30 protein-coding genes are annotated in these 26838 nt (G+C 33.8%); 19 read left to right on the top strand and 11 right to left on the bottom strand.

The annotated features are described in order from the left end of the window. Nucleotides 1-304: 304 nt before the first annotated feature. Entirely contained in the window at nt 305-862 is a 558-nt protein-coding gene (locus FS802_RS15840; protein ID WP_000062071.1) for a PadR family transcriptional regulator, read from the bottom strand. 91 nt (nt 863-953) lie between these two features. Next, nucleotides 954-2495, bottom strand: a complete 1542-nt coding sequence (locus tag FS802_RS15835) for an MDR family MFS transporter (protein WP_098653341.1) — start codon at nt 2493-2495, stop codon at nt 954-956. A gap of 425 nt (nt 2496-2920) precedes the next feature. On the opposite strand from FS802_RS15835, the gene FS802_RS15830 reads away from it, so the two are divergent. Beyond that, entirely contained in the window at nt 2921-3421 is a 501-nt protein-coding gene (locus FS802_RS15830; RefSeq protein ID WP_000870035.1) for a hypothetical protein, read from the top strand. Nucleotides 3422-3452: 31 nt separating this feature from the next. Here the strand turns inward: FS802_RS15830 and FS802_RS15825 are convergent, their stop codons facing one another. After that, a complete protein-coding gene (locus FS802_RS15825; protein ID WP_000939452.1) occupies nt 3453-3686 on the bottom strand; it encodes an SPP1 phage holin family protein in 234 nt (77 codons plus the stop codon). A 163-nt stretch (nt 3687-3849) separates the two neighbouring features. Between FS802_RS15825 and FS802_RS15820 the strand changes: the two genes are divergently transcribed. Together FS802_RS15820 and FS802_RS15815 are read left to right on the top strand one after the other, a co-directional pair. After that, nucleotides 3850-4491 carry a diguanylate cyclase domain-containing protein gene (locus FS802_RS15820; RefSeq protein ID WP_000680839.1) on the top strand — a complete coding sequence of 214 codons (642 nt, stop codon included), beginning with the start codon at nt 3850-3852 and terminating at the stop codon, nt 4489-4491. A gap of 653 nt (nt 4492-5144) precedes the next feature. Beyond that, a complete protein-coding gene (locus tag FS802_RS15815) occupies nt 5145-5807 on the top strand; it encodes a YkyA family protein (RefSeq protein ID WP_098653342.1) in 663 nt (220 codons plus the stop codon). Nucleotides 5808-5838: 31 nt separating this feature from the next. On the opposite strand, the gene FS802_RS15810 is transcribed toward FS802_RS15815, so the two are convergent. Then, nucleotides 5839-6297: a YkyB family protein gene (locus tag FS802_RS15810; RefSeq protein WP_000804864.1), complete on the bottom strand. Its 459-nt coding sequence runs from the start codon at nt 6295-6297 to the stop codon at nt 5839-5841. A gap of 177 nt (nt 6298-6474) precedes the next feature. Here FS802_RS15810 and ppx point away from each other — a divergent pair, with 177 nt between their 5' ends. Together ppx and FS802_RS15800 are read left to right on the top strand one after the other, a co-directional pair. Then, the gene (gene ppx / locus FS802_RS15805) at nt 6475-8013 is read left to right on the top strand and encodes an exopolyphosphatase (protein WP_098653343.1); all 1539 of its coding nucleotides are present in this window, start codon (nt 6475-6477) and stop codon (nt 8011-8013) included. A 108-nt stretch (nt 8014-8121) separates the two neighbouring features. Beyond that, nucleotides 8122-10230, top strand: coding sequence for a polyphosphate kinase (locus FS802_RS15800; RefSeq protein ID WP_098653344.1), 2109 nt, complete (start codon nt 8122-8124; stop codon nt 10228-10230). 173 nt (nt 10231-10403) lie between these two features. On the opposite strand, the gene FS802_RS15795 is transcribed toward FS802_RS15800, so the two are convergent. Together FS802_RS15795 and FS802_RS15790 are read right to left on the bottom strand one after the other, a co-directional pair. Continuing rightward, entirely contained in the window at nt 10404-10640 is a 237-nt protein-coding gene (locus FS802_RS15795; protein WP_000283743.1) for a hypothetical protein, read from the bottom strand. 97 nt (nt 10641-10737) lie between these two features. Beyond that, complete coding sequence (locus tag FS802_RS15790; protein ID WP_098653345.1) at nt 10738-11595, bottom strand: metallophosphoesterase; 858 nt, start codon at nt 11593-11595, stop codon at nt 10738-10740. 244 nt (nt 11596-11839) lie between these two features. On the opposite strand from FS802_RS15790, the gene fadH reads away from it, so the two are divergent. The 3 genes from fadH to FS802_RS15775 all read left to right on the top strand — a co-directional run bounded on the left by fadH (nt 11840) and on the right by FS802_RS15775 (nt 14747). Further along, nucleotides 11840-12604: a 2,4-dienoyl-CoA reductase gene (gene fadH / locus FS802_RS15785; protein WP_000660897.1), complete on the top strand. Its 765-nt coding sequence runs from the start codon at nt 11840-11842 to the stop codon at nt 12602-12604. Nucleotides 12605-12858: 254 nt separating this feature from the next. Beyond that, a complete protein-coding gene (locus FS802_RS15780; protein WP_000564299.1) occupies nt 12859-14076 on the top strand; it encodes an EAL domain-containing protein in 1218 nt (405 codons plus the stop codon). Nucleotides 14077-14258: 182 nt separating this feature from the next. Then, nucleotides 14259-14747 carry a DUF3993 domain-containing protein gene (locus FS802_RS15775; protein ID WP_001233813.1) on the top strand — a complete coding sequence of 163 codons (489 nt, stop codon included), beginning with the start codon at nt 14259-14261 and terminating at the stop codon, nt 14745-14747. 116 nt (nt 14748-14863) lie between these two features. On the opposite strand, the gene FS802_RS15770 is transcribed toward FS802_RS15775, so the two are convergent. Further along, on the bottom strand, nt 14864-15100 hold the full coding sequence (locus FS802_RS15770) for a glutaredoxin family protein (RefSeq protein WP_001225788.1): 237 nt from the start codon (nt 15098-15100) through the stop codon (nt 14864-14866). 232 nt (nt 15101-15332) lie between these two features. Between FS802_RS15770 and FS802_RS15765 the strand changes: the two genes are divergently transcribed. The 10 genes from FS802_RS15765 (at nt 15333) to FS802_RS15725 (ending at nt 22323) form a co-directional block, all read left to right on the top strand. Beyond that, nucleotides 15333-15569, top strand: coding sequence for a YkuJ family protein (locus FS802_RS15765; RefSeq protein ID WP_000055151.1), 237 nt, complete (start codon nt 15333-15335; stop codon nt 15567-15569). Nucleotides 15570-15784: 215 nt separating this feature from the next. Beyond that, complete coding sequence (locus FS802_RS31100; protein WP_000440533.1) at nt 15785-15934, top strand: hypothetical protein; 150 nt, start codon at nt 15785-15787, stop codon at nt 15932-15934. 74 nt (nt 15935-16008) lie between these two features. After that, nucleotides 16009-16527, top strand: a complete 519-nt coding sequence (locus FS802_RS15760) for a ribonuclease H-like YkuK family protein (RefSeq protein ID WP_000896654.1) — start codon at nt 16009-16011, stop codon at nt 16525-16527. A 108-nt stretch (nt 16528-16635) separates the two neighbouring features. Further along, the gene (gene abbA / locus FS802_RS15755) at nt 16636-16827 is read left to right on the top strand and encodes an antirepressor AbbA (protein ID WP_098653346.1); all 192 of its coding nucleotides are present in this window, start codon (nt 16636-16638) and stop codon (nt 16825-16827) included. A 169-nt stretch (nt 16828-16996) separates the two neighbouring features. Next, complete coding sequence (gene cbpB, locus FS802_RS15750; protein WP_000623572.1) at nt 16997-17440, top strand: cyclic-di-AMP-binding protein CbpB; 444 nt, start codon at nt 16997-16999, stop codon at nt 17438-17440. A gap of 142 nt (nt 17441-17582) precedes the next feature. After that, nucleotides 17583-18467, top strand: a complete 885-nt coding sequence (locus FS802_RS15745) for a transcriptional regulator CcpC (protein WP_002008407.1) — start codon at nt 17583-17585, stop codon at nt 18465-18467. Between the two features lie 71 nt (nt 18468-18538). Then, nucleotides 18539-19261 carry a 2,3,4,5-tetrahydropyridine-2,6-dicarboxylate N-acetyltransferase gene (gene dapD, locus FS802_RS15740; RefSeq protein ID WP_000783245.1) on the top strand — a complete coding sequence of 241 codons (723 nt, stop codon included), beginning with the start codon at nt 18539-18541 and terminating at the stop codon, nt 19259-19261. 61 nt (nt 19262-19322) lie between these two features. Continuing rightward, complete coding sequence (locus FS802_RS15735) at nt 19323-20453, top strand: N-acetyldiaminopimelate deacetylase (protein ID WP_000301172.1); 1131 nt, start codon at nt 19323-19325, stop codon at nt 20451-20453. A 254-nt stretch (nt 20454-20707) separates the two neighbouring features. Continuing rightward, complete coding sequence (locus FS802_RS15730; protein WP_001167334.1) at nt 20708-21574, top strand: hypothetical protein; 867 nt, start codon at nt 20708-20710, stop codon at nt 21572-21574. A gap of 83 nt (nt 21575-21657) precedes the next feature. Beyond that, the gene (locus FS802_RS15725; RefSeq protein ID WP_000504032.1) at nt 21658-22323 is read left to right on the top strand and encodes a potassium channel family protein; all 666 of its coding nucleotides are present in this window, start codon (nt 21658-21660) and stop codon (nt 22321-22323) included. A 38-nt stretch (nt 22324-22361) separates the two neighbouring features. On the opposite strand, the gene rnjA is transcribed toward FS802_RS15725, so the two are convergent. Both rnjA and FS802_RS15715 read right to left on the bottom strand, forming a co-directional pair. Further along, nucleotides 22362-24029, bottom strand: a complete 1668-nt coding sequence (rnjA, locus tag FS802_RS15720) for a ribonuclease J1 (protein WP_000670370.1) — start codon at nt 24027-24029, stop codon at nt 22362-22364. 4 nt (nt 24030-24033) lie between these two features. Next, nucleotides 24034-24246 carry a DNA-dependent RNA polymerase subunit epsilon gene (locus tag FS802_RS15715; RefSeq protein WP_048546139.1) on the bottom strand — a complete coding sequence of 71 codons (213 nt, stop codon included), beginning with the start codon at nt 24244-24246 and terminating at the stop codon, nt 24034-24036. Between the two features lie 547 nt (nt 24247-24793). Between FS802_RS15715 and FS802_RS15705 the strand changes: the two genes are divergently transcribed. Continuing rightward, nucleotides 24794-25567, top strand: coding sequence for a Cof-type HAD-IIB family hydrolase (locus FS802_RS15705; protein ID WP_000998280.1), 774 nt, complete (start codon nt 24794-24796; stop codon nt 25565-25567). Nucleotides 25568-25626: 59 nt separating this feature from the next. Here FS802_RS15705 and def read toward each other — a convergent pair whose 3' ends face one another. Then, nucleotides 25627-26181 (bottom strand): peptide deformylase, encoded by a 555-nt coding sequence (def, locus tag FS802_RS15700; protein WP_000957060.1) that lies wholly within the window; start codon nt 26179-26181, stop codon nt 25627-25629. A gap of 165 nt (nt 26182-26346) precedes the next feature. Next, nucleotides 26347-26493, bottom strand: coding sequence for a YjcZ family sporulation protein (locus FS802_RS15695; RefSeq protein ID WP_000274561.1), 147 nt, complete (start codon nt 26491-26493; stop codon nt 26347-26349). Nucleotides 26494-26838: the final 345 nt, after the last annotated feature.

Here is a 26838-nt window from a genome sequence, read left to right as displayed (position 1 = left end):
GGAATTTTGTCTACTGTTTTAAAATAAGAAAATTCTAAAGTTTTTTATTTTTATTATTCGGATTCTTCTGATTTTTATAGGGTTGAAAAGAGGTAGCAGTAATTGAAATAAAGTGCGATTAAACTTATAAAGAATTGTGTACCTGTACAGAGATAAGATGCCATTTCTGTTGTTTAACAATCGGTCCATGTTATATCAAAACCTAAACAAGTATCCCCCGTCCTAAATTAGAACGGGGGATACTTGTTTAGGTTTTAACATTAAATAATTTTATTGTCTTTTTTACAGTTTCTTCTTTACAAGTTTAACCTTCATCTATATCAATTTCTGAAAGCCTTCCTGCAACTGCATCTGTAAGGAGGGTGTTTAACCATTGCAATTCAACTGTAATATGTTCAATAACGCTTTGTAAAATATATAGTTGTGCACGTGGAATGTGTCCTTTGCTACAATCATAAATAGTTTGCATTTTATGTAAATATTGAACGGTATCATTTTTCTTTTTTTCTAAAATAGGAATTAACTCTTGATCATCACCAAAATGAGCGAAAGAGAGTGCTGAATAAATTGGTTTATATATTTGATTTTTTGCCTCGAATTGTTTTAATAGTAACGTGTGAAATAACCGTTTACCTTCTTCTGTTATATGAAAGATTGTTTTATCGGGTCTATTCGTATCTCGAACAATCGTGGTAATACGAATTGCACCCTGCTTTTCTAATTGCTCGAAGGCGTAGTAAAGTGATCCTTTTGCATATTTAATATAACAATCCATTTGTCGTTCTTTCATGATGTGCTGCACTTCATATGGATGTTTATCTCCTTCGAGTAGCAAGCCGAGAATGACTAATTTCATGCTCATGCTGTCTCAACTCCTATAAATAAAAACTTTATACATATTATAAACGGCATATCCGTTTTCATAAAGGGATATGCCGTTTCTTTTCTCTATATTAACTTACTTGCTTTTGTTTTTGTTTCGTTTTTGGACCTGTAAAGAGGCGTTCATTTCCCATAAGTAAAATACAAATAATACTTAGTACAGCCGGGATAAGTGCCCAGAAGAATGTACTGGCAATAGAGGTAGCGAGAGCATCTTTAATACCAGTTAATATTTCAGCTGGAATCTTCTCGGTAGCACCTTGTGATAATAAGAAACTTGTGTCTCCGCCTTTTGGAGCTAATTTAGCTAGTTCAGGAGGGAACACAGTGTTTAATTTAGTAGTAAAAATATGGTTTTGAATTGTACCGAAAATCGTTACACCAAGAGTCATACCGAGTGAACGGAAGAATGAGTTTGTTGATGTAGCAGAACCACGGTCTCGCATTTCTAACTTGTGGATAGAAGACATACTTAAAACTGAGAATGAGAAACCAACTCCAAGTCCAGTGAGAACCATAAATAGCGTTACAAGTAGACGAGGTGTATCCATTGTTAAAGTGCTTAGTGAATAAATACCAATTACGAAGAAAACACCAGATACCATCATGATGTTACGATAACTTGTTCGAGAAGCTAACTGTCCACCTGTTTGACTTCCAAGTACAGAGCCAACCATCATAGGTGTTAAAATTAATCCAGCATTGGAGGCTGAACCACCGAGAACACCTTGAACGAAGATTGGGATATAAACTGTACAGATAATAAAAGCGGCACCATAGAAAAAGGCAACTCCTTGGCTAGCTGCGAATAAAGGTTTTTTAAATAGATGGAAAGAAATGATAGGTTCAGTTGCTTTTCGTTCTACGAAGAAGAAAATAATAAGCATAATAACAACTGTTGTAAATAAACCGATAATTACAGTGGAATTCCATGCGTATTCTTTACCACCAAGTTCTAAGGCGAACATTAAGCAAACGATACTAATGACAAGTGTAATAGCGCCGGCCCAATCAATTTTTTGTTTTCTAAATTCTAGAGATTCACTGTAGTATTTAGTAATGAAGAAGAAGGAGATAAGTCCTAATGGAATATTAATATAGAAGACCCAATGCCAACTTATATAGTCTGTAATATAAGCACCTAATAAAGGGCCGAATACACTAGATGTCCCGAAAACCGCACCGAATAGCCCGGTCATTTTTCCACGCTTTTCTGGTGGGAATATATCGTACATAATCGTGAAGGCGATAGGCATAAGAGCACCGCCACCGATCCCTTGAATTGCTCTATAAATACTTAGTTGCTCAATACTAGATGCTGTCCCGCAAAGTGCAGAACCAAATAAGAAAAGAATGAGACCACCAATATAAAAGCGTTTCCGTCCGTACATATCAGAAAGTTTTCCGAAGATAGGCATCCCTGCCATTGTTGCTACCATATATGCAGACGTGACCCAAACGAACTTGTCAAATCCTCCTAGGTCTCCAACAATCGTTGCCATTGCTGTTGCAACGATTGTATTATCCATTGCCGCCATTAAAATACCAAGTAATAAACCTGCAACGACAAATTTTGTATTGTTGGAGTCTTTTTTTGATAATTGAGATTCCAAATATAACCCTCCTTTAATAATAAGTAAACTATATGAAGTTTTGAGTGCAGCGCATAAAAATTTGAAATATAGTTTTTTACATCAATTTACATAAGTGCACTGACAAAGCCATAAAGAATATTATAGTCAAATTTGACTAAAAGGCAAACTTTTTCTTCCGCCAAAATATTCTGTTGTATGGACAGAGAAAGAGTGAGCAATACTTAGTATTGTTGTAAAGTCAATGAAGGAAATTGTAAAAAAATATTTCAGTAAGAATACCTTCTGTTAACAGAGGAAAAATGGTTTTTTCTTTATATTGTCGAATAGGATAAAAGGAAGAGTAATAACTATATATCGTTTGTAACAAGCTTTATTAATATTGTGTGGAGAGGCAGAATAAGGTCGTATGGATATGATGCATCTGAAATGGGGTGAATATTATTATGAAAGTATGGAAACGAATTTCAGATCAAGGTAGGCGTTCAATACCGCTACAACCGGTGTTATGGATTGATGGCTCAAAAAAGGAAAACGAATGTCCTAATGTAGCAGTTACATTGCAAATCCGTAGTATGTATAAAGAAAAATTTTCATATGAACTGACCTATGATGTAAATGACATACTTATTATTCGAATTGAAGTAGAAAATAAAGGAATGGAAATGATTTCACGAGTTGTAGTAAGTCATATGATTCGAGATTATTTTGCATATATCCCAAATTCATTAAAGGCTGATAAGGGGATGAGCGAGTTTTTGTTCCAGCTTGTAAGGTGGCGAATTGATAATTTATTACCGAATGAGAAAGTAGAACTAATTTGTAAAATAAAAGCAAATAAAGATAAAGCAATCAAAAACGCATTATTTCAGGCTACATATACATTTCAATATAAAGGAGTATCATATGGCCCGCTGCAAACAAATGAAGTTGTTGTGCGGCAATGATAAAAAGGAACCTGTAAGAAAGGTTCCTTTTTTAATGAAGGTTGTGTTTTTTGAGTACTTTTTTTTGCTCGATTCCTTTTTTTCCTACATAATTATTTTTATAACCAAAATATAAAATGAAAAGAAAGGAAGCAACATTTACAATAGCATCAATTTGATCGTTTGTAATAAAGTTCACTCCGAAAGAATTAAACAGTAATTTTAATGATAATAGAAAACCTGCTAGTAAACGTATAATATCTGATAGATTCTCTTTTTGTAGCATATAAGTCACCTCTTTCTAAAACGATATATAGTATATATATGAAATAGAATAGAAATGGTAGACAAGCTTAAGCGGAAATGTACACTCAATATGTACATTTTTTATTTTGTAGAAAAACATAATTGTTATAGAAACATATATTGGTATAGAAAGGAGGAGAAGTATGAAACATAAAGGGAAAATTAGTGGGTTATTACTTGGGAATACAGTGGCAGTTACAGAATGGATTGCGCTTCAGGATGTAATTACAAAACTGGATTCGCGATCATTTTATACCGTCTTTATTATTTATATATTGCAAATGATACTCAGCTATTATTTTGGACATTGGTATGATAAAAGAGCGAGTGGGCGTATGGATACGGAAGTAGGGGGCATGGCAAGTAATGATTTTGTAGTTGATTTCTTTGAGAAAGTAGCTGCTTTATCAGAACGGGATTCTCATAATATTACAGTGTACATTCTTTCTGTGAAAGAATGGAAAGAACTAAAAGAAACAGTGCAAGAAAAAAAATTGGAGGTGTTAGTACAAAAATTGGAGAGTACGATTGTAAAGACAATTCGTAAAGGAGATGTCGTTACTAGGTGGGATGAAAATAAGTATGTTATTGTGGCGATTGATAACGGACATGAAAAGTCGACAATCACAAACCGATTAATGAAAAATATTGAAAGTGAAATAGAAAATGGTTTGTTAAGTATGACGCTATTATTTGGAGCTGCTAGTTATCCAATAGAAGGAAAAACTTTTGAAGAATTGTTAAGAAAGGCACAAAATCAATTGTACCAGCATAGGGATTTGTAAGAAAATGAGTGAAACTTTGATTTGAAGAAATATGATATGAAGAAGTTTTGAATGTAACATTTTTTTGACTTTTATTACAAAAAGAACTTTTATTGTAATAAAAGTCTTTAAAAATATATGGAATAAGCATATAATTATGATGGATGTGTCAATGCATTTTGCACAATGTGTTTCATTTTAAAAGTGTAGAGGAAAGCATGCTCTACACTTTTCCTTTTTAGGGAATGACAAGAATAATTGTAAGTTGTTGCAAGATAGCATTTATACTGTGTAAAATGAACAAATAGATTATTTGATAGAAAGCCGGAAAGGGAATGATAGAATGATAGACGTGAGAGAACAACGATCATCTTTTATCAGGTGAGTTATTATTACTGTTGTTCTTCAAATTATTATGGCTGTGATGAATTCCGTTGTACTTTTATGTAATACATAGTATGAACAGGCTTTAAAAAGTGCTAAGTAAAAGATGGATATGAAACTGCTAATTGGTTCAAAAAAGTAAAATGTAATTTTAAGTAATACAATTTGTACAAGCATTATAAACAATATCAATGATTTTCGTAGAAAAGGTGCGAGTATGGAGTTTATAGAAGGATATATAATTTTCATAGCTTTTTACACGATGATCGTATATAAGTAGGAGGAAGAAGATGTTGAAATATAGTAAATTAGCAATTGTAACGGCATTATCAATGACTTTATTAGCCGGTTGTTTCGGACCGAAACCAGAAGAGGAATTATATGTTGCATTTGAAAATGCTGCAAAGCAAGAAAAAACAATGTTTGAAGATGCAAAGAAACTTGAAACTTTAGAAAAAGAGGGACAAGAATTATATAACCAGATTGTTCAAGAAGGAAAAGATAATAATCAAACTGTTAAGGAAAAATTGAACCAAGCAGTGAAAAATACAGATGAACGAGACAAAGTGCTTAAAAAAGAAAAAGAATCTTTAAGTAAGGCACAAGAAGAAGTAAAATCAGCAGATAAATATGTGAAGAAAATTGAAGATAAGAAATTGAAAGATCAAGCGGATAAAGTGAAAAGCACATATGAGAAACGACAAGATTCATTTAACAAGATGTATGATAGCTATAATAAATCGTTAAAACAAGAAAAAGAATTATATACAATGTTACAAGATAAAGGTACAAAATTAAAAGATATTAGTGAAAAAGTAAAAGTAGTAAATCAATCTTATAAGGATATTGAAACGGAAAAAGACAAGTTTAATGAATTTACAAAATCTTATAATACAGAAAAAATAGCTTTTTATAAACAAGCAAATATTAAAATTAAAGAAGAGAAAAAATAAAACAGTTTGGCCTACAATTGGCCAAACTGTTTTATTTTTTTGTATAAGTACGACTATACCATGGGACAGGTTCACTTAATTTTTTTTCTTGTTTCAGTGCTTCAGGACCAATATAATCTTGAAGTGTTTTTTTTGCTACTGTTAAAGATAAGGTTGTTTTCGGATTTCGATAGGAGGATTCAAGATGACCAAGATGTGGTAGGATTCGAAAATCTTCTTTGGTAGGAGGAATATGGAAAAAATAATCACCTAAACGTATAAGAACATCAGATTGTTGTTGGCTAAAACGTGGATTTCTAGAAAAATGTAATCCTTCTTTAATAGCTTTTTTTTCAGCAATTAAGCGTTCTAAAGCCGTCTTTTTTAACCAGTATAAATACTTCGGATTAGTTGCAGCTTTAGCATGACGATTCACAACGAAAATAGATTGAGCTAGTCGATTAATAGAATGTTGGTTTTGTAATTGAGATTGTGGTTGTGAAGGTTTCATATTGAATCTCCTTTCAATTTTTCATTATTATAACATAAATAAAAGAGGTTTTTATTATATGCAAAAAGTGATTGTATATATTTTCAATATTAAAGCAATATTGTTACAAAAAACAACTATTTTGTATAATAGTAATAGAATGTGCTTTAGAAATTTGATAATGAAAGAGTGAGAAGTTTGAAAGAAATATTAAAACAGCAATATGCCATTATAGATATTGGATCTAATACAATGCGTTTAGTTATTTATGAAAAGCAAAACGGAGGTTTTTATAAGGAGATTGAAAATACGAAAGTGGTTGCTCGGTTAAGGAATTACTTAATTGATGGTGTGTTGATTGAAGAAGGAATAGAGGTATTGTTACAAACATTATTTCAATTTCAAGAAAGTACGCGATTCCACCAGTTGCATCATGTACTTTGTGTTGCAACAGCAACAATTAGACAGGCTGAGAATCAAGAGTCAATTAAAAAACTGGTTGAAGGACAAACAGACTTTACTCTTAGAGTCTTATCAGAATATGAAGAAGCACGTTACGGCTATTTAGCAGTTATGAATTCAACTTCGTTCTCTGAAGGAATTACAGTAGATATTGGTGGAGGAAGTACAGAAGTTACATACTTTCGAAATAGAGAGATTCTAGAGTACCATAGCTTTCCTTTTGGAGCACTTTCTTTAAAGCAACAATTTATTAAAGAGGATATACCTACTGAAGACGAGTTGGAAAAGATTCAAACGTACTTAGAATATCAATTTCAAACATTACCATGGTTAATTGATAAGAAATTGCCTCTTATTGCAATTGGTGGTAGTGCGAGGAACTTAGTGAAAATTCATCAAAATTTAATTTGTTATCCTATAGCAGGGGTACATTTATATAAAATGAAAGAAGCAGATATTAAAAATGTGAAAGAAGAATTGGAAGCATTGTCGTTCATAGAACTTCAAAAATTGGAAGGATTGGCAAAAGATCGAGCAGATACAATTATTCCAGCAGTCGAAGTTTTTCATAAGCTTGTTAATGTTATAGAGGCACCAGCATTTGTTTTAAGTAGAAAAGGGTTACGAGAAGGTGTTTTCTATGAAGAGTTAACTAAAGATTTGGGGATTTCATATTATCCGAACGTAGTCGAAGAAAGTTTACATTTATTATCACATGAATATGAAGTGGATATGGAATTTGTAATTCAGCTTATTAAACATGGAAGATTGATTTGTCAACAGCTTGAAGAAACAGGGCTGATTTCTATGTCAGTACAAGACTGGGAAGTATTCCATCAAGCTGCGAAAGTATTTAATATAGGTAAATATATAGACGAAGAAGCGAGCCGCTTACATACGTTTTATTTATTAGCGAATAAAACAATTGATGGTATGATGCATAAAGAGCGAGTTAGATTAGCGCTTATTGCGTCTTATAAATCAAAAATGTTATTCAAACAACATTTGTCTCCATTTGAAGGATGGTTTGATAAAAACGAACAAAAGAAAATTCGCCTATTAGGGGCTGTTTTACAATTTTCAGCAGCTCTAAATATAAGACAAAGATCACTTGTGGAATCAATATCTATAACAGAAAGTAAGGAAGGATTAACATTTAAAATTGTATGTGAGCAATCAGCATTAGCGGAAAAAGTGCAAGCTGAAAAGCAAAAAAAGCAGCTAGAAAGAGTATTGAAAACGACTATTAACTTATCCTTCGAATCAAAACGTTAAGTTGTACGGATGTCTTTACAAAAAAATAACACTTTGGAATATTGTAATTTGCTAAAATGAAAGTAACTAAATTATAGTAAAAAAGTTTCAAGGGGAAGTGTGAAGGGGATGGAATTATTGAAGGGGAATATAGTCAATTTAAATGATACAGCTTATTACAATAATCGAGAATTAAGTTGGTTAGCATTTAATGAACGTGTACTACAAGAAGCACAGGATGAAACGAATCCGCTCTTAGAAAGGTTAAAGTTTATTAGCATTTTCAGCTCAAATTTAGATGAATTTTTTATGGTACGCGTGGCAGGATTGAAGGATCAAGTGAGTGCTGGTTTTAACCAACCAGAAAATAAGGCCGGCTTAACACCAAAAAAGCAATTAAATAAAATTGCAATAAAGACCCATGAATTAATGACTGTACAATATAATACGTTTAAAAATTATGTGTTGCCAGCGCTGGATCAAGAGGGGATTGAGCGTTTAACATTCCATGATTTAACGAAAGAACAGAGAGAATTTATAGAAGAGTATTTTGATGAACAAATTTTTCCAGTATTAACACCTGTGGCTATCGATGCATATCGTCCATTTCCGATGTTATTAAATAAGAGTTTAAATTTAGCTACTCTTTTATATGATGAGAAACAAGTGGAAGAAGAAAACCGCACGAAGTTAGGAATTGTACAAGTTCCTTCACTACTTGAACGTTTCATATTTTTACCGAGTGAAGGGCAAAAGCATAAATTTATTTTATTAGAAGACGTAATTAGTAGTTTTACTCATAAATTATTTACAGGATATAAAGTATCATCTGTTACTCGTTTCCGTATTACACGCAATGCGGATTTAACAATTCACGAAGAAGGTGCGAGAGATTTATTAAAGGTAATTGAAAAAGAATTAAAAAAGCGTAAGTGGGGAGCTGCTGTACGTTTAGAAGTTGGCAAAGAGCATATTGATGAAAGAGTATTAGCATTATTATATGAGGTGTTGGAAGTAAAGGATGAAGATGTGTATATAATGGATGGACCTTTAGATTTAACATGTCTATTTTCTTTATATAAAAAACTAGCTCCTTTATATGAACATCTAGTATATCCGGCTCTTATTCCGCAACGGCCTCAAGACTTAGGGGATGCAGAAGATGTATTTGAAAAAGCGATTGAACATGATATTTTATTACATCATCCTTTTGAATCGTTTCAGCCAGTAGTTGATTTTGTCCGTGATGCGGCAGACGATCCGAATGTACTTGCAATTAAACAAACATTATATCGAGTAAGTGGGGATTCGCCGATTATTCAGGCGCTAAAGGTAGCGGCTGAAAAAGGGAAGCAAGTGACAGTATTAGTTGAATTAAAGGCAAGATTTGATGAAGAAAATAATGTGCATTGGGCTAAAGAATTAGAACAGGCTGGATGTCATGTTATTTACGGTGTAAGTCATTTGAAAACACATAGTAAAATTACGCTAGTTGTAAGAAGAAAAAACGGAAAAATCGAAAGGTTCGTACATCTTGGGACCGGAAATTATAATGATGCAACCGCAAAGCTATATACTGATTTTGGCTATATTACATCACGAAAAGACTTTGGGGTTGATGCAACAAATTTCTTTAATTATTTGAGCGGTTATACAACAAAACCGCATTTTCATCATTTATCGGTTGCGCCATTTGATATAAGAGAGCAATTTATGGATTTAATAGATGAGGAAATCCGTTACCATAGACAATATGGAAATGGATATATTATCGCTAAGATGAATTCGTTAACTGATAAACCACTCATTAAAAAAATGTATGAAGCATCACAAGCTGGAGTAAAGGTAGAGCTAATCGTTCGAGGAACATGTTGTTTAAGGCCTGGTATTCCAAATGTAAGTGAAAACATTCGGGTAGTTAGTGTTGTCGGGAGATATTTAGAACATAGCCGAATTTATTATTTCCATCATAATGGGGAAGAGAAAATATACTTATCTTCAGCTGACTGGATGACGCGGAATATGGAGAAGCGCGTAGAAATATCTTTCCCGATATTAGATATTGAAATGAAGGCGCGAATTAAGGCGATTTTACAGCTTACTTTAGCTGATAATGTGAAAACGCGCGAACAAAATAAAGACGGTGATTATTATTATGTTATTAATAGTAGTGCAGAAGAGATTGATAGCCAAGTGAAGTTGTTTAAGATGGCGTATCAAAACACAGATGCTGAATAATGAGAACGAAGTAAAAGCCTCTTTTTAAAAAGAGGTTTTTACTTTGTTCTCTACTTATTGTATGTTCTCAAAATAGAAGCATGAGTAGAGAGAATAGTTTTTATTGTAAGCATGTAAATGGATTATGAATCGGTTAAGAGAGGGAATAACATTGTTAGAATTGTTGCGGTACATTAATAATAGTATGGTTGTTGACAAGGTCCACCATAACAAGGATAAGGTGCTGGCGGTGGGAAAGGTGGTGGATATGGTGGGTAATACGGTCTAGGACCGAAAGCTAATGCTCCGCCGAGCAGTCCACCAGCAATGCCAGCTAGAAATGGAACGCCAAAAAACGGAAAGAAGCGTGAGTCGCCTACTGGACCAATAGGTGCTGAACGGACTGGGATTGGTTGATAATATGGATACATGAACAAACCTCCTTTATTGGACTCACTTTTATCATATGGTAAATGAAACGTGGATGAGCGCGTACAAGAAAGGATATGTAAGAAAATAGGCGAATTATTACGAATGTTGGAGCGTGAAAATCGTAATTTCAGGTTTTGACATAAATCGGAATGGGACACGTGTTCTTCCAAGGCCTCGATTGACATAGAGAGCTAAATCTTGAATCGTATAGAAACCTTCAACATAGTTTTTAGCAAGTGCTGGGGTAATAATAGCGCCTAAAAAAGGAATTTGTACTTGACCGCCATGGCTATGACCAGAAAGTTGTAAGTTAACTGGGTAGTTAGCAATTTGCGGTGCAATATCTGGCTCGTGAACAAGAACAATGTTATAAGTATTTTGCCTCGCGTGTTGTAGCGTCTCCTCTATTTTTGGTTTGCCTAGTAGTATATTATCAAGACCGAAAATTGAAATTTCACTATTATCCAGTAGACGAATTCTCTTTTCGTTATTTAGTAATAGTTCAAATCCAGATTCACGCATGATGTGCTCGTAGTATTCCGTTCCATATCCGCCATGATCATGGTTACCATAAATAGAAAATTTACCGAAGGGTGCTTTTATATTTTTTAAAATGGATGCAACGAAAGGAGTGTCAGTATATGTTTGATAATTATCAATGAGATCACCAGTAAAAAGAACAATGTCGGGTTTTACAGCATTAATTTTAGAAACGATTTGAGATAAATGTTGGAGAGAGAAATAGTATCCGAGATGTAAATCGCTAAATTGAAGAATCTTCATACCATGAAAACTTTTGGGTATGAGTTGTGATGTAAGTGTATGCTCTGTAAAAGAGAGTAAGTGAGGCTCAATATATTTAGCGTAATAGTATCCGATGCCAGTGGTTATAAACGAATATAGACAAGTGCGCATGCCAACTTTTAAAAAATCTCTTCTAGTAATTTTCTTCATAAAAATATGAGTATACCTATTTGACTTATATCACATGTGTTCGTTACATTTACAGGTTACTCAAATCTCCTTTCAGTTTATTTGAAATATATTTTAAATAATAAAAAAGTAGTATAGATTACGAAAAAAATGAATGAAAAGAAACCTCTTTACGTTAAAATATCAGAAAAGTTTAAAAATATAAAGATTTCTATTAAATAAAATGATAAAATGAATGTGTATTCATTTTTGGGAGGGGATGTATGTGAAAGAAAAGGTAGTTATTATAACAGGTGGATCAAGCGGAATGGGAAAAGGAATGGCGATTCGTTTTGCAAAAGAAGGGGCACGAGTTGTTATTACAGGACGTACAAAGGAAAAACTAGAGGAAACAAAGTTGGAAATTGAACAATTTCCAGGGCAAATATTACCCGTACAAATGGATGTAAGAAATACTGATGATATTCAGAAAATGATTGAACAGATTGATGAGAAGTTTGGCCGAATTGATATTTTAATAAATAATGCAGCTGGAAACTTTATTTGTCCAGCAGAAGATTTATCCGTGAATGGCTGGAATTCGGTCATAAATATTGTGTTAAATGGTACATTTTACTGTAGTCAGGCTGTCGGAAAATATTGGATTGAAAAAGGTATAAAAGGGAATATCATTAACATGGTAGCAACATATGCATGGGATGCAGGTCCGGGAGTTATTCATTCAGCTGCAGCGAAGGCTGGAGTGTTAGCAATGACGAAGACGCTTGCTGTTGAGTGGGGACGTAAATATGGAATACGAGTTAACGCTATCGCGCCAGGACCAATTGAACGTACGGGCGGTGCTGATAAGTTATGGATTTCAGAAGAAATGGCTAAGCGTACGATACAAAGTGTTCCGCTTGGAAGGCTGGGTACGCCAGAAGAAATCGCAGGTCTAGCTTATTATTTATGTTCAGATGAAGCTGCGTACATAAATGGAACTTGCATGACAATGGATGGAGGACAACATTTACATCAATATCCATTTTAAAAGGGATGAGAAAATGAATGTTTGATCCGTATTCTTACGGTTAAATGTGACGGAATTGTGACATATGAAGAAAAGTATTTACAAGAGGTCATATATACGTTATATTTAAGACCTCTTTTTTCTTCATAGTAGAATTGCTAATTCCCCTTAGCATTTTACCCCTCTAATCCCTTCAGGAAAACTGAAGGGATTTTTTATTATTTTTCCGTAAATATCATGTTATAATTTTTGAAAAGTAAAGGGAGGGAAGCACGTTGATAGATGCATTAGATGTAATGAGTAACTTGGATAAAGTCCTTCCTTATTATCAAGCTATTTTTAGTGCTGATGAGCATACTGTAATTGGATATGAAGTAGTAGGACGTATTCAAACAGAAGAGGGCATACAAAGTTTAGCGTCTTTCTTTCATGATGATTCTATTCCGAGTGAGTTTCAACTGGAAGCGGATAACATTATAGTAGAAAAAGCTTTAAATCGTTATTTAGAAAGTGATCAAAAACTATTATTATTTATACATCGGAATGCTAACGTATTAATGAACGATGATGATGAAAGTTTACTTCAACTTTTATTGATGTATGAAGAGCAAGGTTTAAATTTGAAACACATTGTTTTAGAAATTACAGAACATGAATGTAAAGAAGACATAGAGCAATTTAATCATTTGCTTATGTATTATCGTACATATGGTATTCAAATTTCGATTAATAAAGTCGGAACGGGTACAAGTAATTTAGAACGTATTAGCGTGTTAGCACCGGATATTTTAAAAGTAGATTTAACAAACTTAAGGCAAACTGCACTTTTACAATCTTATCAAGATATTTTATATTCTTTATCATTACTTGCTAGAAGAATTGGTGCAACATTGTTATATGAAGAAATAGATGCTTTTTATCAACTACAATATGCTTGGAAAAACGGTGGTAGATATTATCAAGGGAATTATTTGAAAGAGTGCTTACCTGATTTTATTGAAACGAACGTTTTGAAAGAACGACTTGGTAATGAGTGTCATCAATTTATTCAACATGAGAAGAAGAAATTACAAAAAATTTATAATTTAACAGAACTGTTACGTGATCGAATTGGTGATGTTCTAGCTAAACAGAAAAAGAATGAAGATATAAATGATTGGTTATTACAATTTAGCCAAAGTGTATCACAGTGTAGTTTCCGCATATTTATTTGTAACGAAGATGGTTTCCAACAATCAGGAAACGTTATGAAAAAAGATGGGGAATGGATTGTGATGCCTGAGTATTATATGAAGAACTGGAGTTGGCGTCCGTATTTTCTAGAAAATATTATGAAAATGCGTTTTGAGAATAAGGCAAGACTTTCAGATTTATATGCTGATATTGAAACCGGTGAGATGGTACGGACATTTTCCTTCCCAATTGATGATGAAAACTTTTTATTTATAGATTTATCGTATGAATATTTATATGAAGAAGATGTTTTATTTTAATGCACGAAGAGATTCGTGCATTTTTTGTTTGTTTTTATCATAAATTGGTAATAGTGAAAATGGTGATGAAAATGCTGTCTATCGTTGTAAAGATTTTACGAACGAAACCACCCCTGTCTTTGCATAATCATTGTTACAATGAATACTACAAAGACAAGTTTTCTTAAAAGGAAGGTGAAAAAATGAGGAAATATGGAATATGGTTAGTTCTATTTGTATGCGTTGCCTTTCTAGTTGGTTATAGTGTCACAACTGTTTTAGGAAAAGAGGAAGTGAAAGTCGATCGGGAAGAAGTGTTTACAACGATACAAAAGGGCTATGAAACCCAATTTTCAATTCGTGGGAAGCATTTGCCGATGAATAAGATGATAGAAACGTTATCACCATATTTTACAGAGAATTTCCTTCAAGTATTTACAGATGAAAATAGTAGAAGTGATAAACAAAGTGGTGAATATTTACTTCCAGCAAAAGAAGCGCCGTTTTCTTTTCATTCAGAAACGAAAATGTCATATGATGAAGAGCATAAAATATTATATGTATATGAGCGGGCGAAAAGTGGACAATATCAAATTGTAACATTGCAAAGAGATCAAGGGAAATGGAAATTGGCCGGATATCATGAAAGCCAAGAACTTTTAACTGAAATAAAACGATTACAACAATTATAAAGTGAAACTTTAATCGGTGGGGATGTTCATCTCTCACTGATTAATAGCTCGCACCAATCGGGCTATTACTGCCCACAAATAGTGGGATAAAAATAAGAATAGGTCTTTACCTATTCTTATTCAATATTGAGTAGCTGTTGTAATTTTTCAATTTGAAAACCAGCAACAACTTCTCCATCAATTACAACTGTTGGAGTTGAATACGAATCATAGTCGTATAAAAGACGATTGCGTGCAGCAGCGTCTTTTTTTACGTCAAATTCTTCATATACAACGTTATTATGCTTTAAAAATTCTTTCACAATGACACATGGCGGACAATCAGGTTGTGTGTAAACCTCAATTTTTCTCATTGTAATTCCTCCTTTTTTCTGTTTTTTATTATATTCTTCCAGTATAAAAATCGCAATAAAGAAGGGAAAAGATGTTCTTTCTGTTTTTTCCTTCGCATTTCGACAATTTTTAGTTGAGTTTCTGGCCAATAACCTTTATCCTAGACTGTGGAACATTTTTTCTGTTATGACGGATAGAATGAGTATAGCTGTAAAACCTATTGGTAGGAAGATCAGAGAAAGGAGAGATTTCATGTCTCTACTCCAAGGAATTTTAACTCGACTTGTTAGTCTACAAGAACAAGCTGAAAGCGGTGAAGTAGCACAACGCTATTTTGAAGTGAACGGTGAGCGCAAATGTAGCGTGAAATTTTTCGATAAAAGTGAAATGTATGAGTTAGAAGTGTATCAACAAGGTGAAAAACCTCAAGTGTATCAATTCGATAATATCGACATGGTTGCAATTGAGATTTACGATATCATTTCTTGATACATATAAAAAAGGTGTTGCCATATGGCAACACCTTTTTTAGTTCTATTACTTTTTAGCATATATGTATAGGGAGTTTTCATTTTTCCTACAATGGTAATAAAGTGAAATTGTAATCAGTGGGGCTTCTTCGTCCTATACTGAATATTAGTCATCACCAATTGGTTGTTTACAGATAGCAAAAGCAAGATAAAAATAACGAGGAGGTGTGCTGTATGGAACGTTTACCAGTTGTGATTTGTCCTAAATGTCACAATTCTGCTGAGATTATTCATGTATTAACGGCTCAATCGAATCAAAATGTAATTTATACGTGCCAAGTTTGCCATTATGTAATTCGAAATATTGAAACGAATAAAGGATAGGAAGTTATAATTTTTATTTTTGTCCCATACAATGAGAATACGAAAAGTCTGTCTAATTGAAAGGACGTGACTATGTGGCCGGTGAACATACATTTTATAATGTTTCAGAGAGACATTTAAATTTTGATATGGTCTTTAGCCGTATTTGTAGTTTCATTGAAAAGGATCCACGAAATTTATATCGCTTATCCATTGGGACAGACTCACAAGCACATCAAAAGGATACGAGGTTTATTACGGCAATTCATATTCATCGCGTTGGAAAAGGTGCCTGGGGATGTTTACACCATAAATCAGTGAAAGATAAGCCAGCAACTTTACGTGAGAAAATATATTTAGAAACGCAGTTTAGCCAAGAGATCGCATGCCTATTTACTCCAAATCATATACAAACAATATGGGATTTATTGCATCCATATGCTCAAGATGGGGCTGGATTTATAATGGAAATTCACTTGGATATTGGAAATGATGGTTTAACAAAAGAATTTATTCTAGATATGACAGCGAAAATTCAAGCGATGGGATTAACTGCAAAAATTAAGCCAGATGCTTATGCGGCGTTTAGTTATGCAAATCGATATACGAAATAAAAAACAATTTATATATATCTTTCGCTAAAAACTGAATATTACATCTATTAAATAGGTTGGAAATTATATATAATAAGAGTAACGATGCGAGTATAAGGAGAGGGGTATATGAAAAGGGAATTTGTTTTAACAGAAGAAGAAGAGAGTTTATTACTAGATATTCTATTTCAGCAAAATTATGCGAGTGAAGTTTTAGCTGTGGAAATTACAGATATTGAGAATGGTTTAAAACAGACAGATGTGACACAATATAAAAAAATCACAAGGTTATTTTACAGATTAAAAAATAAGGGGTATTAAGCGCTACCGGAATGGTAGTCTTTTTTTTGTGTTGTATGCTAAAATAGCTGTGTAATTTTGTTTTTATTGAAATAAAGTAAGGACAAAATAATAATGTGAAAACGCTGTCATAAAATATGAATAGATTCGGTGATTAAAAGTAGGAAAAAGGGAAAATGGGGGATGTAATATGATTAGTATTCCGAAAGACGAGTTTCAACAAATTTTTGTGAAAGATTTAATGATTTCATCAGAAAAAGTAGCACATGTCCAAATGGGGAATGGTTTAGAGCATGCTTTACTCGTTCTTGTGAAATCTGGATATTCGGCGATACCTGTTTTGGACCCGATGTATAAATTGCATGGGTTAATTAGTACTGCTATGATTTTAGATGGTATGTTAGGGTTAGAACGTATTGAGTTTGAAAGACTTGACGAAATGAAAGTAGAACAGGTGATGAAGGAAGACATTCCGGTTCTTAAGTTAGAAGATTCGTTTGCAAAAGCTTTAGAAATGACAATTGATCATCCTTTTATTTGCGCTGTCAATGAAGATGGGTATTTTGAGGGGATTTTAACACGTCGGGCTATTTTAAAATTGTTGAATAAAAAAGTAAGGCAACATAATCGATAATGTGAGAAAAGTGACTTCATAGAAGCGGAGAAGTCACTTTTTTTTCGTGCATATCAGTTGTGTATGTATTATATTTAAAAAGATAAAAAATATAAGAGTATATAGTTAAATTAAGGATGAAAAGCTTATTGAGATAAGGTGTATGGAAGCTAAGGAAAGAGGGAGAAAGTTGCAAATTGATGATTTTCAAATGATGGTTGTGTTAGCTCAGGAATCAAATATGAGAAAAGCGGCGGAACGTTTATTTGTTTCACAACCTGCGCTTAGTCAACGATTACAATCTATGGAGAAACAATGGGGAATGAAGTTTTTTATTCGCTCACAAAAAGGATTGACAATTACACCTGAAGGGGAAAAAGTCGCAAATTATGCAAAAGAAATGCTGCAAAAGGAAGAGGATATTAAAAGTGAGCTAGCTGTTTTTAGAACAGAAACTCACGGAACGTTAAAAATAGCTGTTGCATCAGTTATTGGTCAATATTGGCTTCCTCCTGTTTTGAAGAAGTTTGTACATAAATACCCTTCTGTGAAAATATCGCTGTTTACTGGCTGGAGTAGTGAAGTACAAAAGCAATTTTATGAAGGGGACGTTCATGTTGCTATATTGAGAGGAACACAAGAATATAAAGGTCAGAAGCAACAATTATTTGAAGATGAACTTTATTTAGTGGATAAAGAAATAAAAGATATTACGATGTTAAAAGAAACAAATAGACCATTTATTCAATTTAAAAGTGATTCGACTTATTATGGACAAATACAAAATTGGTGGTATGGTTTATTTTCTAATCCACCTAAGAGAACAATTGTGGTTGATCAAATTGAGACTTGCAAACAACTCGTTTTAAATGGTATAGGTTATGCTCTTTTACCTTCTACTGTTTTAAAAGAAGTACAGGAAAATATGTATAAAACACCTGTTCAATTAACGAGAGAAACATGGTTATTGACGAGTGAATCGGCCAGACAATTGAAGCAAGTAAGGGCATTTTTAGAAATTATAGAAGAAATTCAAATGGAAAAATAGGATTATTATCTTGCTACTCGCTCTATCGTTTGGTAGAGTAACATTATAAATGGATTTAGGAGGCAACAAGAATGAAAATGATGGACGCTAACGAAATTATTTCGTTTATTCAAAAAAGTGAAAAGAAAACTCCTGTAAAGGTATACATAAAAGGGGATTTAAAAGAAGTAACATTCCCTGAAACGGTACAAGCATTTGTAAATAAAAAGTCTGGTGTATTATTTGGAGAATGGTCTGAAATTAAGACAATTCTTGATGAAAATAGCAAGCACATTGTTGATTACGTTGTTGAAAATGACCGTCGTAATTCTGCAATTCCAATGCTTGATTTAAAAGGTATTAAAGCTCGTATTGAGCCAGGCGCGATTATTCGTGATCACGTTGAAATCGGCGACAACGCTGTTATTATGATGAATGCAACAATTAATATCGGTGCTGTAATTGGTGAAGGTACTATGATTGACATGAACGCGGTACTTGGTGGACGTGCAACTGTTGGTAAGAACTGTCACGTAGGTGCAGGTGCAGTACTTGCAGGTGTTATTGAGCCGCCTTCAGCAAAACCAGTTATCGTTGAAGATGATGTTGTAATTGGTGCAAACGTAGTTGTGTTAGAAGGAGTTACAGTAGGTAAGGGTGCAGTTGTAGCAGCAGGAGCTGTTGTAACAGAAGATGTACCTCCATATACAGTTGTTGCCGGTACTCCAGCACGTGTAATTAAAGAGATTGATGAGAAGACAAAAGCAAAAACTGAAATTAAACAAGAGCTTCGTCAATTAAACCCAGAGAAATAAACACAAAAAAAGCGTAAGAGCATAACAGGCTCTTGCGCTTTTTATAGATAGAGGTGCAAAAATGGCAGTAAGCAAATTCGTTCAAATTCGTAGAGATTTACACAAAATACCGGAAATTGGATTTAAAGAGTGGAAAACACAACAGTATATTTTAGATTACATAGGAACGCTTTCGAATGAATATGTGGAAGTGAAAGTATGGAAAACGGGTGTCATTGTTAAAGTAAATGGAAAAAATCCAAAAAAAATTATCGGTTATCGCGCAGATATAGACGGTTTACCAATTACCGAAGAAACTGGATATGAGTTTGCTTCTATTCATGAAGGAATGATGCATGCATGTGGACACGATTTGCATACAACAATCGGTTTAGGCCTTCTAACAGCAGCTGTAACAGAAAGAATAGATGATGACCTTGTGTTTCTATTCCAACCAGCTGAAGAAGGGCCAGGAGGGGCTCTTCCTATGTTAGAGAGTGAAGAGTTAAAAGAATGGAAGCCGAATATAATTCTTGGTCTTCATATTGCACCTGAATACGCTGTAGGAACAATTGCCACAAAAGAGGGGCTATTATTTGCAAATACATCAGAGTTATATGTTGATTTGAAAGGGAAAGGTGGACATGCAGCCTACCCGCATACTGCAAATGATATGATTGTAGCAGCAAGTCACCTTGTTACACAACTTCAATCCGTTATTAGTCGTAATGTGAATCCTCTTGATAGTGCAGTGATTACAATCGGAAAAATAACAGGTGGTACAGTTCAAAATATCATAGCAGAAAAGTCTCGGTTAGAAGGAACGATCCGAACGTTATCAGTGGAATCAATGAGGCGTGTTAAAAGTAGGATTGAGGCAATTGTTGCAGGTATAGAAGCTTCCTTCCAATGTGAAGCTGTTATTGACTATGGAGCGATGTATCATCAAGTATATAACCATGAAGTATTAACGAGAGAGTTTATGCAGTTTGTAAGTGAACAAACCGATATGAAGGTAATTACATGTACTGAGGCAATGACAGGGGAAGATTTTGGTTATATGCTTCAAGAGATTCCTGGATTTATGTTTTGGCTTGGGGTAAATTCAGAATATGGTTTACACCATGCGAAATTAAAACCAGATGAAGAGGTTATTGAGAAAGCTATCGCATTTTTAGATCAATATGTAAAGTGGAAAGGAACTAGAAAGTAAACTCGCTCGCCAACTTTGCAAAAACTTACAGTGGGTACTTGTTAGTTCCAAGACGAAAACATCTTTCATATTTGTTTTGGATACACATTGGCATACAAATGGATAAAGTAATGAGCAGCGGTTTTGAGCCGCTGCTCATTATTCATTATCGCTTATTAAGAAGATGATTAGTTAACTAGCTTATATATGTTTACATTTCGTGTAGAAAGTGTGTAAAATCAAGGTGAAACATAGAAAAAAGGGTGGGGAATTACGTGCAAATTAGCAGTGCAATGTTGTGTTTCGTCTTATATGCGTATGTTATTATTGCGGCGGTGTATTTTGGGATAAGTTTTTATGCCTACCGTTTAGTAGATAATCACGAATATGAAGAAACATATAAATGGGTGAAAAGGTATTTATCACCTGTATTAGAAATTATGAATGGGTTTGTGCTCTTTTTATTTATTGGATTAATTGCTTTCTCGACGAGTTTGGTAGGGAATAAAACGACATTATTTGTACTAGGTATCATTATTTTTATGTTGTTAGGGATACGGATTGGTAACACAGTGTTTTGGAATGAAAGAAAAGTAGATGGTTGGACTGGAATGTTAATCCCGTGTATGTTAGCGGCTATCGTGACAAACATAGAGCATGAGTATTATCAATTACATTTTTGGCTTATTATCGTTTTAACAATTCTTTCAGTTTTGTACATAAGTACGGTAGTACTCACATACATTGCACATGAAAAAGGTGATGTTAAAGGAACGCGCTTCTTTAGAGGGCGAGCATTATTTTGGAGTGTGCCAACGATGGCTGTTATAGGAATTATTGCGATATTAGTAAATGGATATCAATTTACTAATTGGCAACTGTTTTTAGAAAATTGGTGGATTTTCATTATTTCGTTTATCGCTTTTTTAGGTGCAACACATTATTTATTCCATCAACATCATTATATATTGGCATTGCTATTCGCATTTACACAACTATTATTTGCTTTCTTCGGACAAGAAACGTTATTATTCGTTTTTGAAACATTTAGTTCATTTGGAAATATATTTGTATTTGGTATGTTAATTTTCAGTATCGCATTTTATTTACAACAGTATTTTTATATGCAAAAACAAAAATAAGAATGATATACAGGTTTTTGTAGCAAATCTAAAGTATGTTACAATAAAAATACATAGTATTCGATGTTATTGGAGGAATTCCTGTGGGTGAAAAAGAGAAAGAATTTGCTGTCATTGGGCTTGGACGTTTTGGTGGAAGCATTTGCCGAGAACTCGCTCAATTAGGTATGGAAGTAATGGCAATTGATTCAGATGAGGATAAAATTAATGAGTTTGCAAATATAGCTTCACATGCGGTAATTGCAGATTCAACAGATGAGATGGTATTAAAAAGTCTTGGTATTCGTAATTTTGATCATGTAGTCGTTGCTATTGGAGACAATTTAAATTCAAGTATTTTAACAACATTAATTTTAAAAGAGTTAGGTGTAAAAAATATTACTGTAAAAGCTCAAAATGATTACCATGAAAAAGTGTTAAGTAAAATAGGGGCAGATCACATTGTGCACCCCGAGCGTGATATGGGAAAAAGGATTGCTAATAATATTGCATCAAGTAATGTATTAGACTATCTTGAGCTTTCAGATGAGCATAGTATTGTAGAGATTATTGCAAATAAAAAAATTGATGGTCATTCTTTAATCGAATTAGATATTCGTGCGAAGTTTGGATTGAATATTGTAGCGATTAAACGTGGTAAAGAAGTTATTGTATCTCCTCGAGCTACGGAAAATATTCAAGCGGGAGATATATTAATTGTAATTGGTCATGACGATGAAGTAGATCGTTTTAAACACTTTTTAAGATAAGAGAAAAGGACAATACCATGAAGGTATTGTCCTTTTTCTTATATTTCCATAATGATTGGTAAAATCATTGGGCGACGTTTCGTTTTCTCATATAGGAATGGTGCTAATGTGTCTGTAATTTCATTTTTAATTTCAGACCATTGTGTTGTTTTACGCTCCATTACTTTTTCTAAATGAGTTGTAATTAATGTTTGAGCATCATTAATTAAATCACTACTTTCGCGCATATACACGAAACCACGTGAGATAATATCAGGTCCTGCTGCAACTTTAAACTCTTTCATATCAATGCTTACAACTACAATAACAAGTCCTTCTTCAGAAAGAATACGACGATCGCGTAATACAATATTACCGATATCTCCAATACCATTTCCGTCAATATAGACAGACCCAGATGGTATTTTACCAGCTACGCTTGCTTCATCAGAACGAAGAGCAAGAACATCTCCATTATCCATGATGAAACAGTTTTCTTCTGGAATACCACAATCGTTTGCTAACTTCATATGCATACGTTGCATGCGGTATTCACCATGAATTGGCATGAAATACTTCGGTTTAATTAGACGAAGCATTAGTTTTTGTTCTTCTTGTCCACCGTGTCCACTCGTATGAATGTTTGACAGTTTTCCGTGGATTACATCAGCACCAGCACGATACAACATGTTAATTGTACGGCTTACACTAATTGTATTACCAGGGATTGGTGAAGAAGAGAAAACAACTGTGTCGCCAGGAATGATTTGAATTTGACGATGAGTACCATTAGCAATACGTGAAAGTGCTGCCATTGGCTCACCTTGACTACCTGTACATAAAATAACAACTTTATTAGCAGGTAGGCGGTTTAGTTGAGCTGTATCTATGAATGTATCCTTCGGACAGCGAATATAACCAAGGTTTTGTCCGATTTCAATCGCCGCTTCCATACTGCGACCGAACACAGCCACTTTACGATTGTTTTCAACAGCCGCTTCAACAACTTGTTGTAGACGATGGATATTTGATGCAAAGGTTGCAAAGATAATACGACCTTCTACTTTGCGGAAAATATCTTGAATACTATCACCAACACGGCGCTCAGACATTGTAAAGTTTGGAACTTCACTGTTTGTACTGTCAGATAAGAGACAAAGTACGCCGTCTTTTCCGATTTCAGCCATTTTTGTTAAGTCCGCTGGTTCACCGACTGGTGTGAAATCAAATTTGAAATCGCCAGTATGAACAACTTGTCCTTGAGGTGTTTTCACAACAACTCCGTATGAATCTGGGATACTGTGAGTTGTACGGAAGAAGGAAACAGATGTCTTTTTAAATTTAATAACATCATCTTCTTGAATTTCATAAAGTTTTGCTTTACGAAGTAATCCGTGCTCTTCTAATTTGTTTTTGATTAGTGCAATTGCTAATTTTCCGCCATAAATCGGGATGTTTACTTGACGTAATAAGTAAGGAATTCCACCGATATGATCTTCGTGACCATGAGTAATGAATAATCCTTTAATTTTATCTTCGTTTCGCACAAAATAAGTGTAATCTGGTATTACATAATCGATTCCGAGGAGTTCGTCTTCTGGAAATTTAATTCCAGCATCAATAATAATAATTTCATCTTGAAATTGAACAGCATATGTATTTTTACCGATTTCACCAAGTCCACCTAAAGCAAAAACGGCAGCTTGATCATTCTTTAGAAATTTCATATGACTATACGATTTCCGCTAATATTAAATCAGCGTTTTCTTTTTCATATTCAAGATGAGCACCAGTAACAGACTGAACGAACTCGATATTATATGCGAACTTATTTAATTTCTTACGAACATCCTTTTCAGACGTAGCCTCTAAATATAAAACTTTTGTATTTTCACGTACTGGAACCTCAGTCAATTTTACTTGATAAAATACTTTAAAAATCATTTGGAAAACCTCTCCTTGTCTATGTTTTGCATTATCTGTTACTTATTATAAAGCAAACAGTCACGATTTTCATGTTTTTTCGAATGAGAATGAAGAAAAAGCCCGAAATGGGCACAATTTAAGCGATTGTCTTTTTACGGACTAGATCTTTTAAATAACGCTTGAGCTTTTTCTTCAGCTTCTTCAGCATGATTACTCCTTCCTTTCCTTATTTAAAACATGCATATTACTAGTGAAAACTCCGTCTCTGATATAAGAAAGAAGACAAAAGTGAACGTTGAATCTTGTCCTTTCTCATACAGGGAAAGTTATTCTATAGTAACGATTAGTAGCCGTTAGTTATAGGTATAGTATGATAAAGAATAGAAAAGAAAATTCATACGAACAAGTATCCACATTTTTTACTAATATATATATGCAGGTTTCATAAATAAGGTCAGAAAGTGAACGCTTTCTTCACAGATGTTTAATATGTTATACTTTTTTTTAGAATTTGAAAAGCGATAATCAAAATAGGAATATAGAGTAACAGAAAGGATTTTGACAAATGAATGATAAAATTGTCTTTTTTGATATTGATGGAACATTATTAGATCATGATAAGAAGATTCCGCAATCTACACGAGATGCAGTAAGACATTTACAAGAGAAAGGTGTGCATGTAGCAATTGCGACAGGACGTGCGCCATTTATGTTTGAAGATATTCGTGAGGAACTCAATATACATAATTATGTTAGCTTTAATGGACAGTACGTTGTATTTGAGGATGAGGTAATATTTAATAACCCGTTACATCCAGCTGCCTTACATAAGTTTACTCAGTTTGCAAAACAAGAAGGATATCCACTTGTATATCTTGATCATCAAGAAATGAGAGCATCAGTGGAATATCATGATTATGTGAAAGAAGGTTTTGGAAGCTTAAATTTTGAGCATCCGGCATATGAACCTGATTTCTATGAGAAACGTAATATTTATCAAACACTTCTTTTCTGTGAAGTGAATGAAGAAGAAAAGTTTATTAATCATTACCCAGACTTTCATTTTATTCGCTGGCATGCATATTCAATGGATATTATTCCGAATGGTGGTTCGAAGGCAAAAGGAATTGAGAAATTCATTGAAAAATTAGGATTTAACCGTGAACAAGTGTATGCATTTGGAGATGGCTTAAATGATTTAGAAATGATCGAAGCAGTTGGGACAGGTATTGTGATGGGTAATGGTCATGAAGACTTGAAAAAACTTGCAAATCACGTGACAAAGGATGTTAGTGAAGACGGCATATATCATGGATTAAAATGGGCTGGATTGCTATAAGTGAATATGGAACCCATTTCATATAAAAAAGGCGGAAGATTAACTTCCGCCTTTTTTTATTATCGCTCTAAAGGTTTTGAATCGTCAGGAGCAGCAAATGGATTTTCTTTATTAATGTGGTCATAGAACATAACACCATTTAAATGGTCAATCTCATGTTGAAATACGATTGCTGGTAAACCTTTTAAACGTAATTTTACTTCTTCGCCGTTGATAGATGTTGCTTTCACTGTAATTCTTGTGTAACGAGGGACATAACCAGGTACTTCGCGGTCTACTGATAGACAGCCTTCCCCGCTTTGTAAATATGTACGTTCAACAGAATGACTAATGATTTTTGGGTTGAATAATGCATGACTATATAACGTACCGTCCGTATCAGTTACATGAACCGCAATCATTTTCTTCGAAATACCGATTTGTGGAGCCGCTAATCCGATTCCAGGGCGCAAACTATATTTTTCAGCCATTTCAGGATCTTGGCTATTTATTACAAATTCAATCATTTCTTTAAGGGCAGTTGTATCTTCTTCGCTCGCTGGCATTGATACCTCTTCTGCAACGTTTCGCAAAATAGAATCTCCTTCGCGAATTACATCTTTCATTGTAAGCATATGTAATCTCTCCTTTCTTCTTTAGTCTACCAAAGGAGGTGGAAAAAGTCATCGACAAGTAGGGAAGCACTTTGGAAAGTGTTTTACTATAGAATATTTATGTATGTAATAAAAAGAAAAGACGGCAAAGCCGTCTGTTTCTTTCCATAGTTGTTTCATTTTACATTAGCGAATGCAAGCAGCACCAACGATAATTAAAAGAATAAACAACACAACGATTAAGGCAAAGCCGCGTCCAGACCCGCCACAAGAACCGCCATAACCGTAGGAAGGATTTGAACAAGTTGGATAGCAATATGAGTATCCGTACATGAGATGACCTCCTTTATCATTTCCCGCTAACACTGCGGTTACTATAATGTATGGAGGGAAGAGTAGAAATGTATGGGTAATTACCTATAAAAGGAAGAAGAGTTTGTATATTTTTGCTAAGAAGAGAGAAAAACTAAAGAGAATTAAATCGTTTACATATTATTCTAAGAGAAAAAATAAGTTAAAAAGGGAATAATATAACAGTAGGTTAATGCTTACTAATACAGATGTGAAAAATAAAAACACGTTTGTGTAGAAGAAACCTGCAGATTATTTATAAAAAAACGTAACCAAAGTAATTGACATCGTAATTAGAATAGTTGTAAACTAAAAAACGTGATCAAG

The organism is Bacillus sp. DE0042 (genome assembly GCF_007680225.1).
Taxonomy (GTDB): Bacteria; Bacillota; Bacilli; order Bacillales; family Bacillaceae_G; genus Bacillus_A; species Bacillus_A wiedmannii.
This window is presented reverse-complemented; position numbering and strand designations above follow the sequence as displayed.

What these genes read in the sequence shown, in the direction of transcription:
- cbpB (WP_000623572.1), top strand. Translation starts at nt 16,997, where the DNA reads ATGATTAGTATTCCGAAAGACGAGTTTCAACAAATTTTTGTGAAAGAT.
- FS802_RS15790 (WP_098653345.1), bottom strand. Translation starts at nt 11,595, where the DNA reads ATGAAGAAAATTACTAGAAGAGATTTTTTAAAAGTTGGCATGCGCACT.
- FS802_RS15825 (WP_000939452.1), bottom strand. Translation starts at nt 3,686, where the DNA reads ATGCTACAAAAAGAGAATCTATCAGATATTATACGTTTACTAGCAGGT.
- FS802_RS15705 (WP_000998280.1), top strand. Translation starts at nt 24,794, where the DNA reads ATGAATGATAAAATTGTCTTTTTTGATATTGATGGAACATTATTAGAT.
- FS802_RS15765 (WP_000055151.1), top strand. Translation starts at nt 15,333, where the DNA reads ATGTCTCTACTCCAAGGAATTTTAACTCGACTTGTTAGTCTACAAGAA.
- FS802_RS31100 (WP_000440533.1), top strand. Translation starts at nt 15,785, where the DNA reads ATGGAACGTTTACCAGTTGTGATTTGTCCTAAATGTCACAATTCTGCT.
- FS802_RS15795 (WP_000283743.1), bottom strand. Translation starts at nt 10,640, where the DNA reads ATGTATCCATATTATCAACCAATCCCAGTCCGTTCAGCACCTATTGGT.
- FS802_RS15810 (WP_000804864.1), bottom strand. Translation starts at nt 6,297, where the DNA reads ATGAAACCTTCACAACCACAATCTCAATTACAAAACCAACATTCTATT.
- abbA (WP_098653346.1), top strand. Translation starts at nt 16,636, where the DNA reads ATGAAAAGGGAATTTGTTTTAACAGAAGAAGAAGAGAGTTTATTACTA.
- FS802_RS15840 (WP_000062071.1), bottom strand. Translation starts at nt 862, where the DNA reads ATGAGCATGAAATTAGTCATTCTCGGCTTGCTACTCGAAGGAGATAAA.
- FS802_RS15770 (WP_001225788.1), bottom strand. Translation starts at nt 15,100, where the DNA reads ATGAGAAAAATTGAGGTTTACACACAACCTGATTGTCCGCCATGTGTC.
- def (WP_000957060.1), bottom strand. Translation starts at nt 26,181, where the DNA reads ATGCTTACAATGAAAGATGTAATTCGCGAAGGAGATTCTATTTTGCGA.
- FS802_RS15820 (WP_000680839.1), top strand. Translation starts at nt 3,850, where the DNA reads ATGAAACATAAAGGGAAAATTAGTGGGTTATTACTTGGGAATACAGTG.
- FS802_RS15815 (WP_098653342.1), top strand. Translation starts at nt 5,145, where the DNA reads ATGTTGAAATATAGTAAATTAGCAATTGTAACGGCATTATCAATGACT.
- FS802_RS15735 (WP_000301172.1), top strand. Translation starts at nt 19,323, where the DNA reads ATGGCAGTAAGCAAATTCGTTCAAATTCGTAGAGATTTACACAAAATA.
- FS802_RS15800 (WP_098653344.1), top strand. Translation starts at nt 8,122, where the DNA reads ATGGAATTATTGAAGGGGAATATAGTCAATTTAAATGATACAGCTTAT.
- FS802_RS15830 (WP_000870035.1), top strand. Translation starts at nt 2,921, where the DNA reads ATGAAAGTATGGAAACGAATTTCAGATCAAGGTAGGCGTTCAATACCG.
- FS802_RS15695 (WP_000274561.1), bottom strand. Translation starts at nt 26,493, where the DNA reads ATGTACGGATACTCATATTGCTATCCAACTTGTTCAAATCCTTCCTAC.
- FS802_RS15715 (WP_048546139.1), bottom strand. Translation starts at nt 24,246, where the DNA reads ATGATTTTTAAAGTATTTTATCAAGTAAAATTGACTGAGGTTCCAGTA.
- FS802_RS15745 (WP_002008407.1), top strand. Translation starts at nt 17,583, where the DNA reads ATGGAAGCTAAGGAAAGAGGGAGAAAGTTGCAAATTGATGATTTTCAA.
- rnjA (WP_000670370.1), bottom strand. Translation starts at nt 24,029, where the DNA reads ATGAAATTTCTAAAGAATGATCAAGCTGCCGTTTTTGCTTTAGGTGGA.
- dapD (WP_000783245.1), top strand. Translation starts at nt 18,539, where the DNA reads ATGAAAATGATGGACGCTAACGAAATTATTTCGTTTATTCAAAAAAGT.
- FS802_RS15775 (WP_001233813.1), top strand. Translation starts at nt 14,259, where the DNA reads ATGAGGAAATATGGAATATGGTTAGTTCTATTTGTATGCGTTGCCTTT.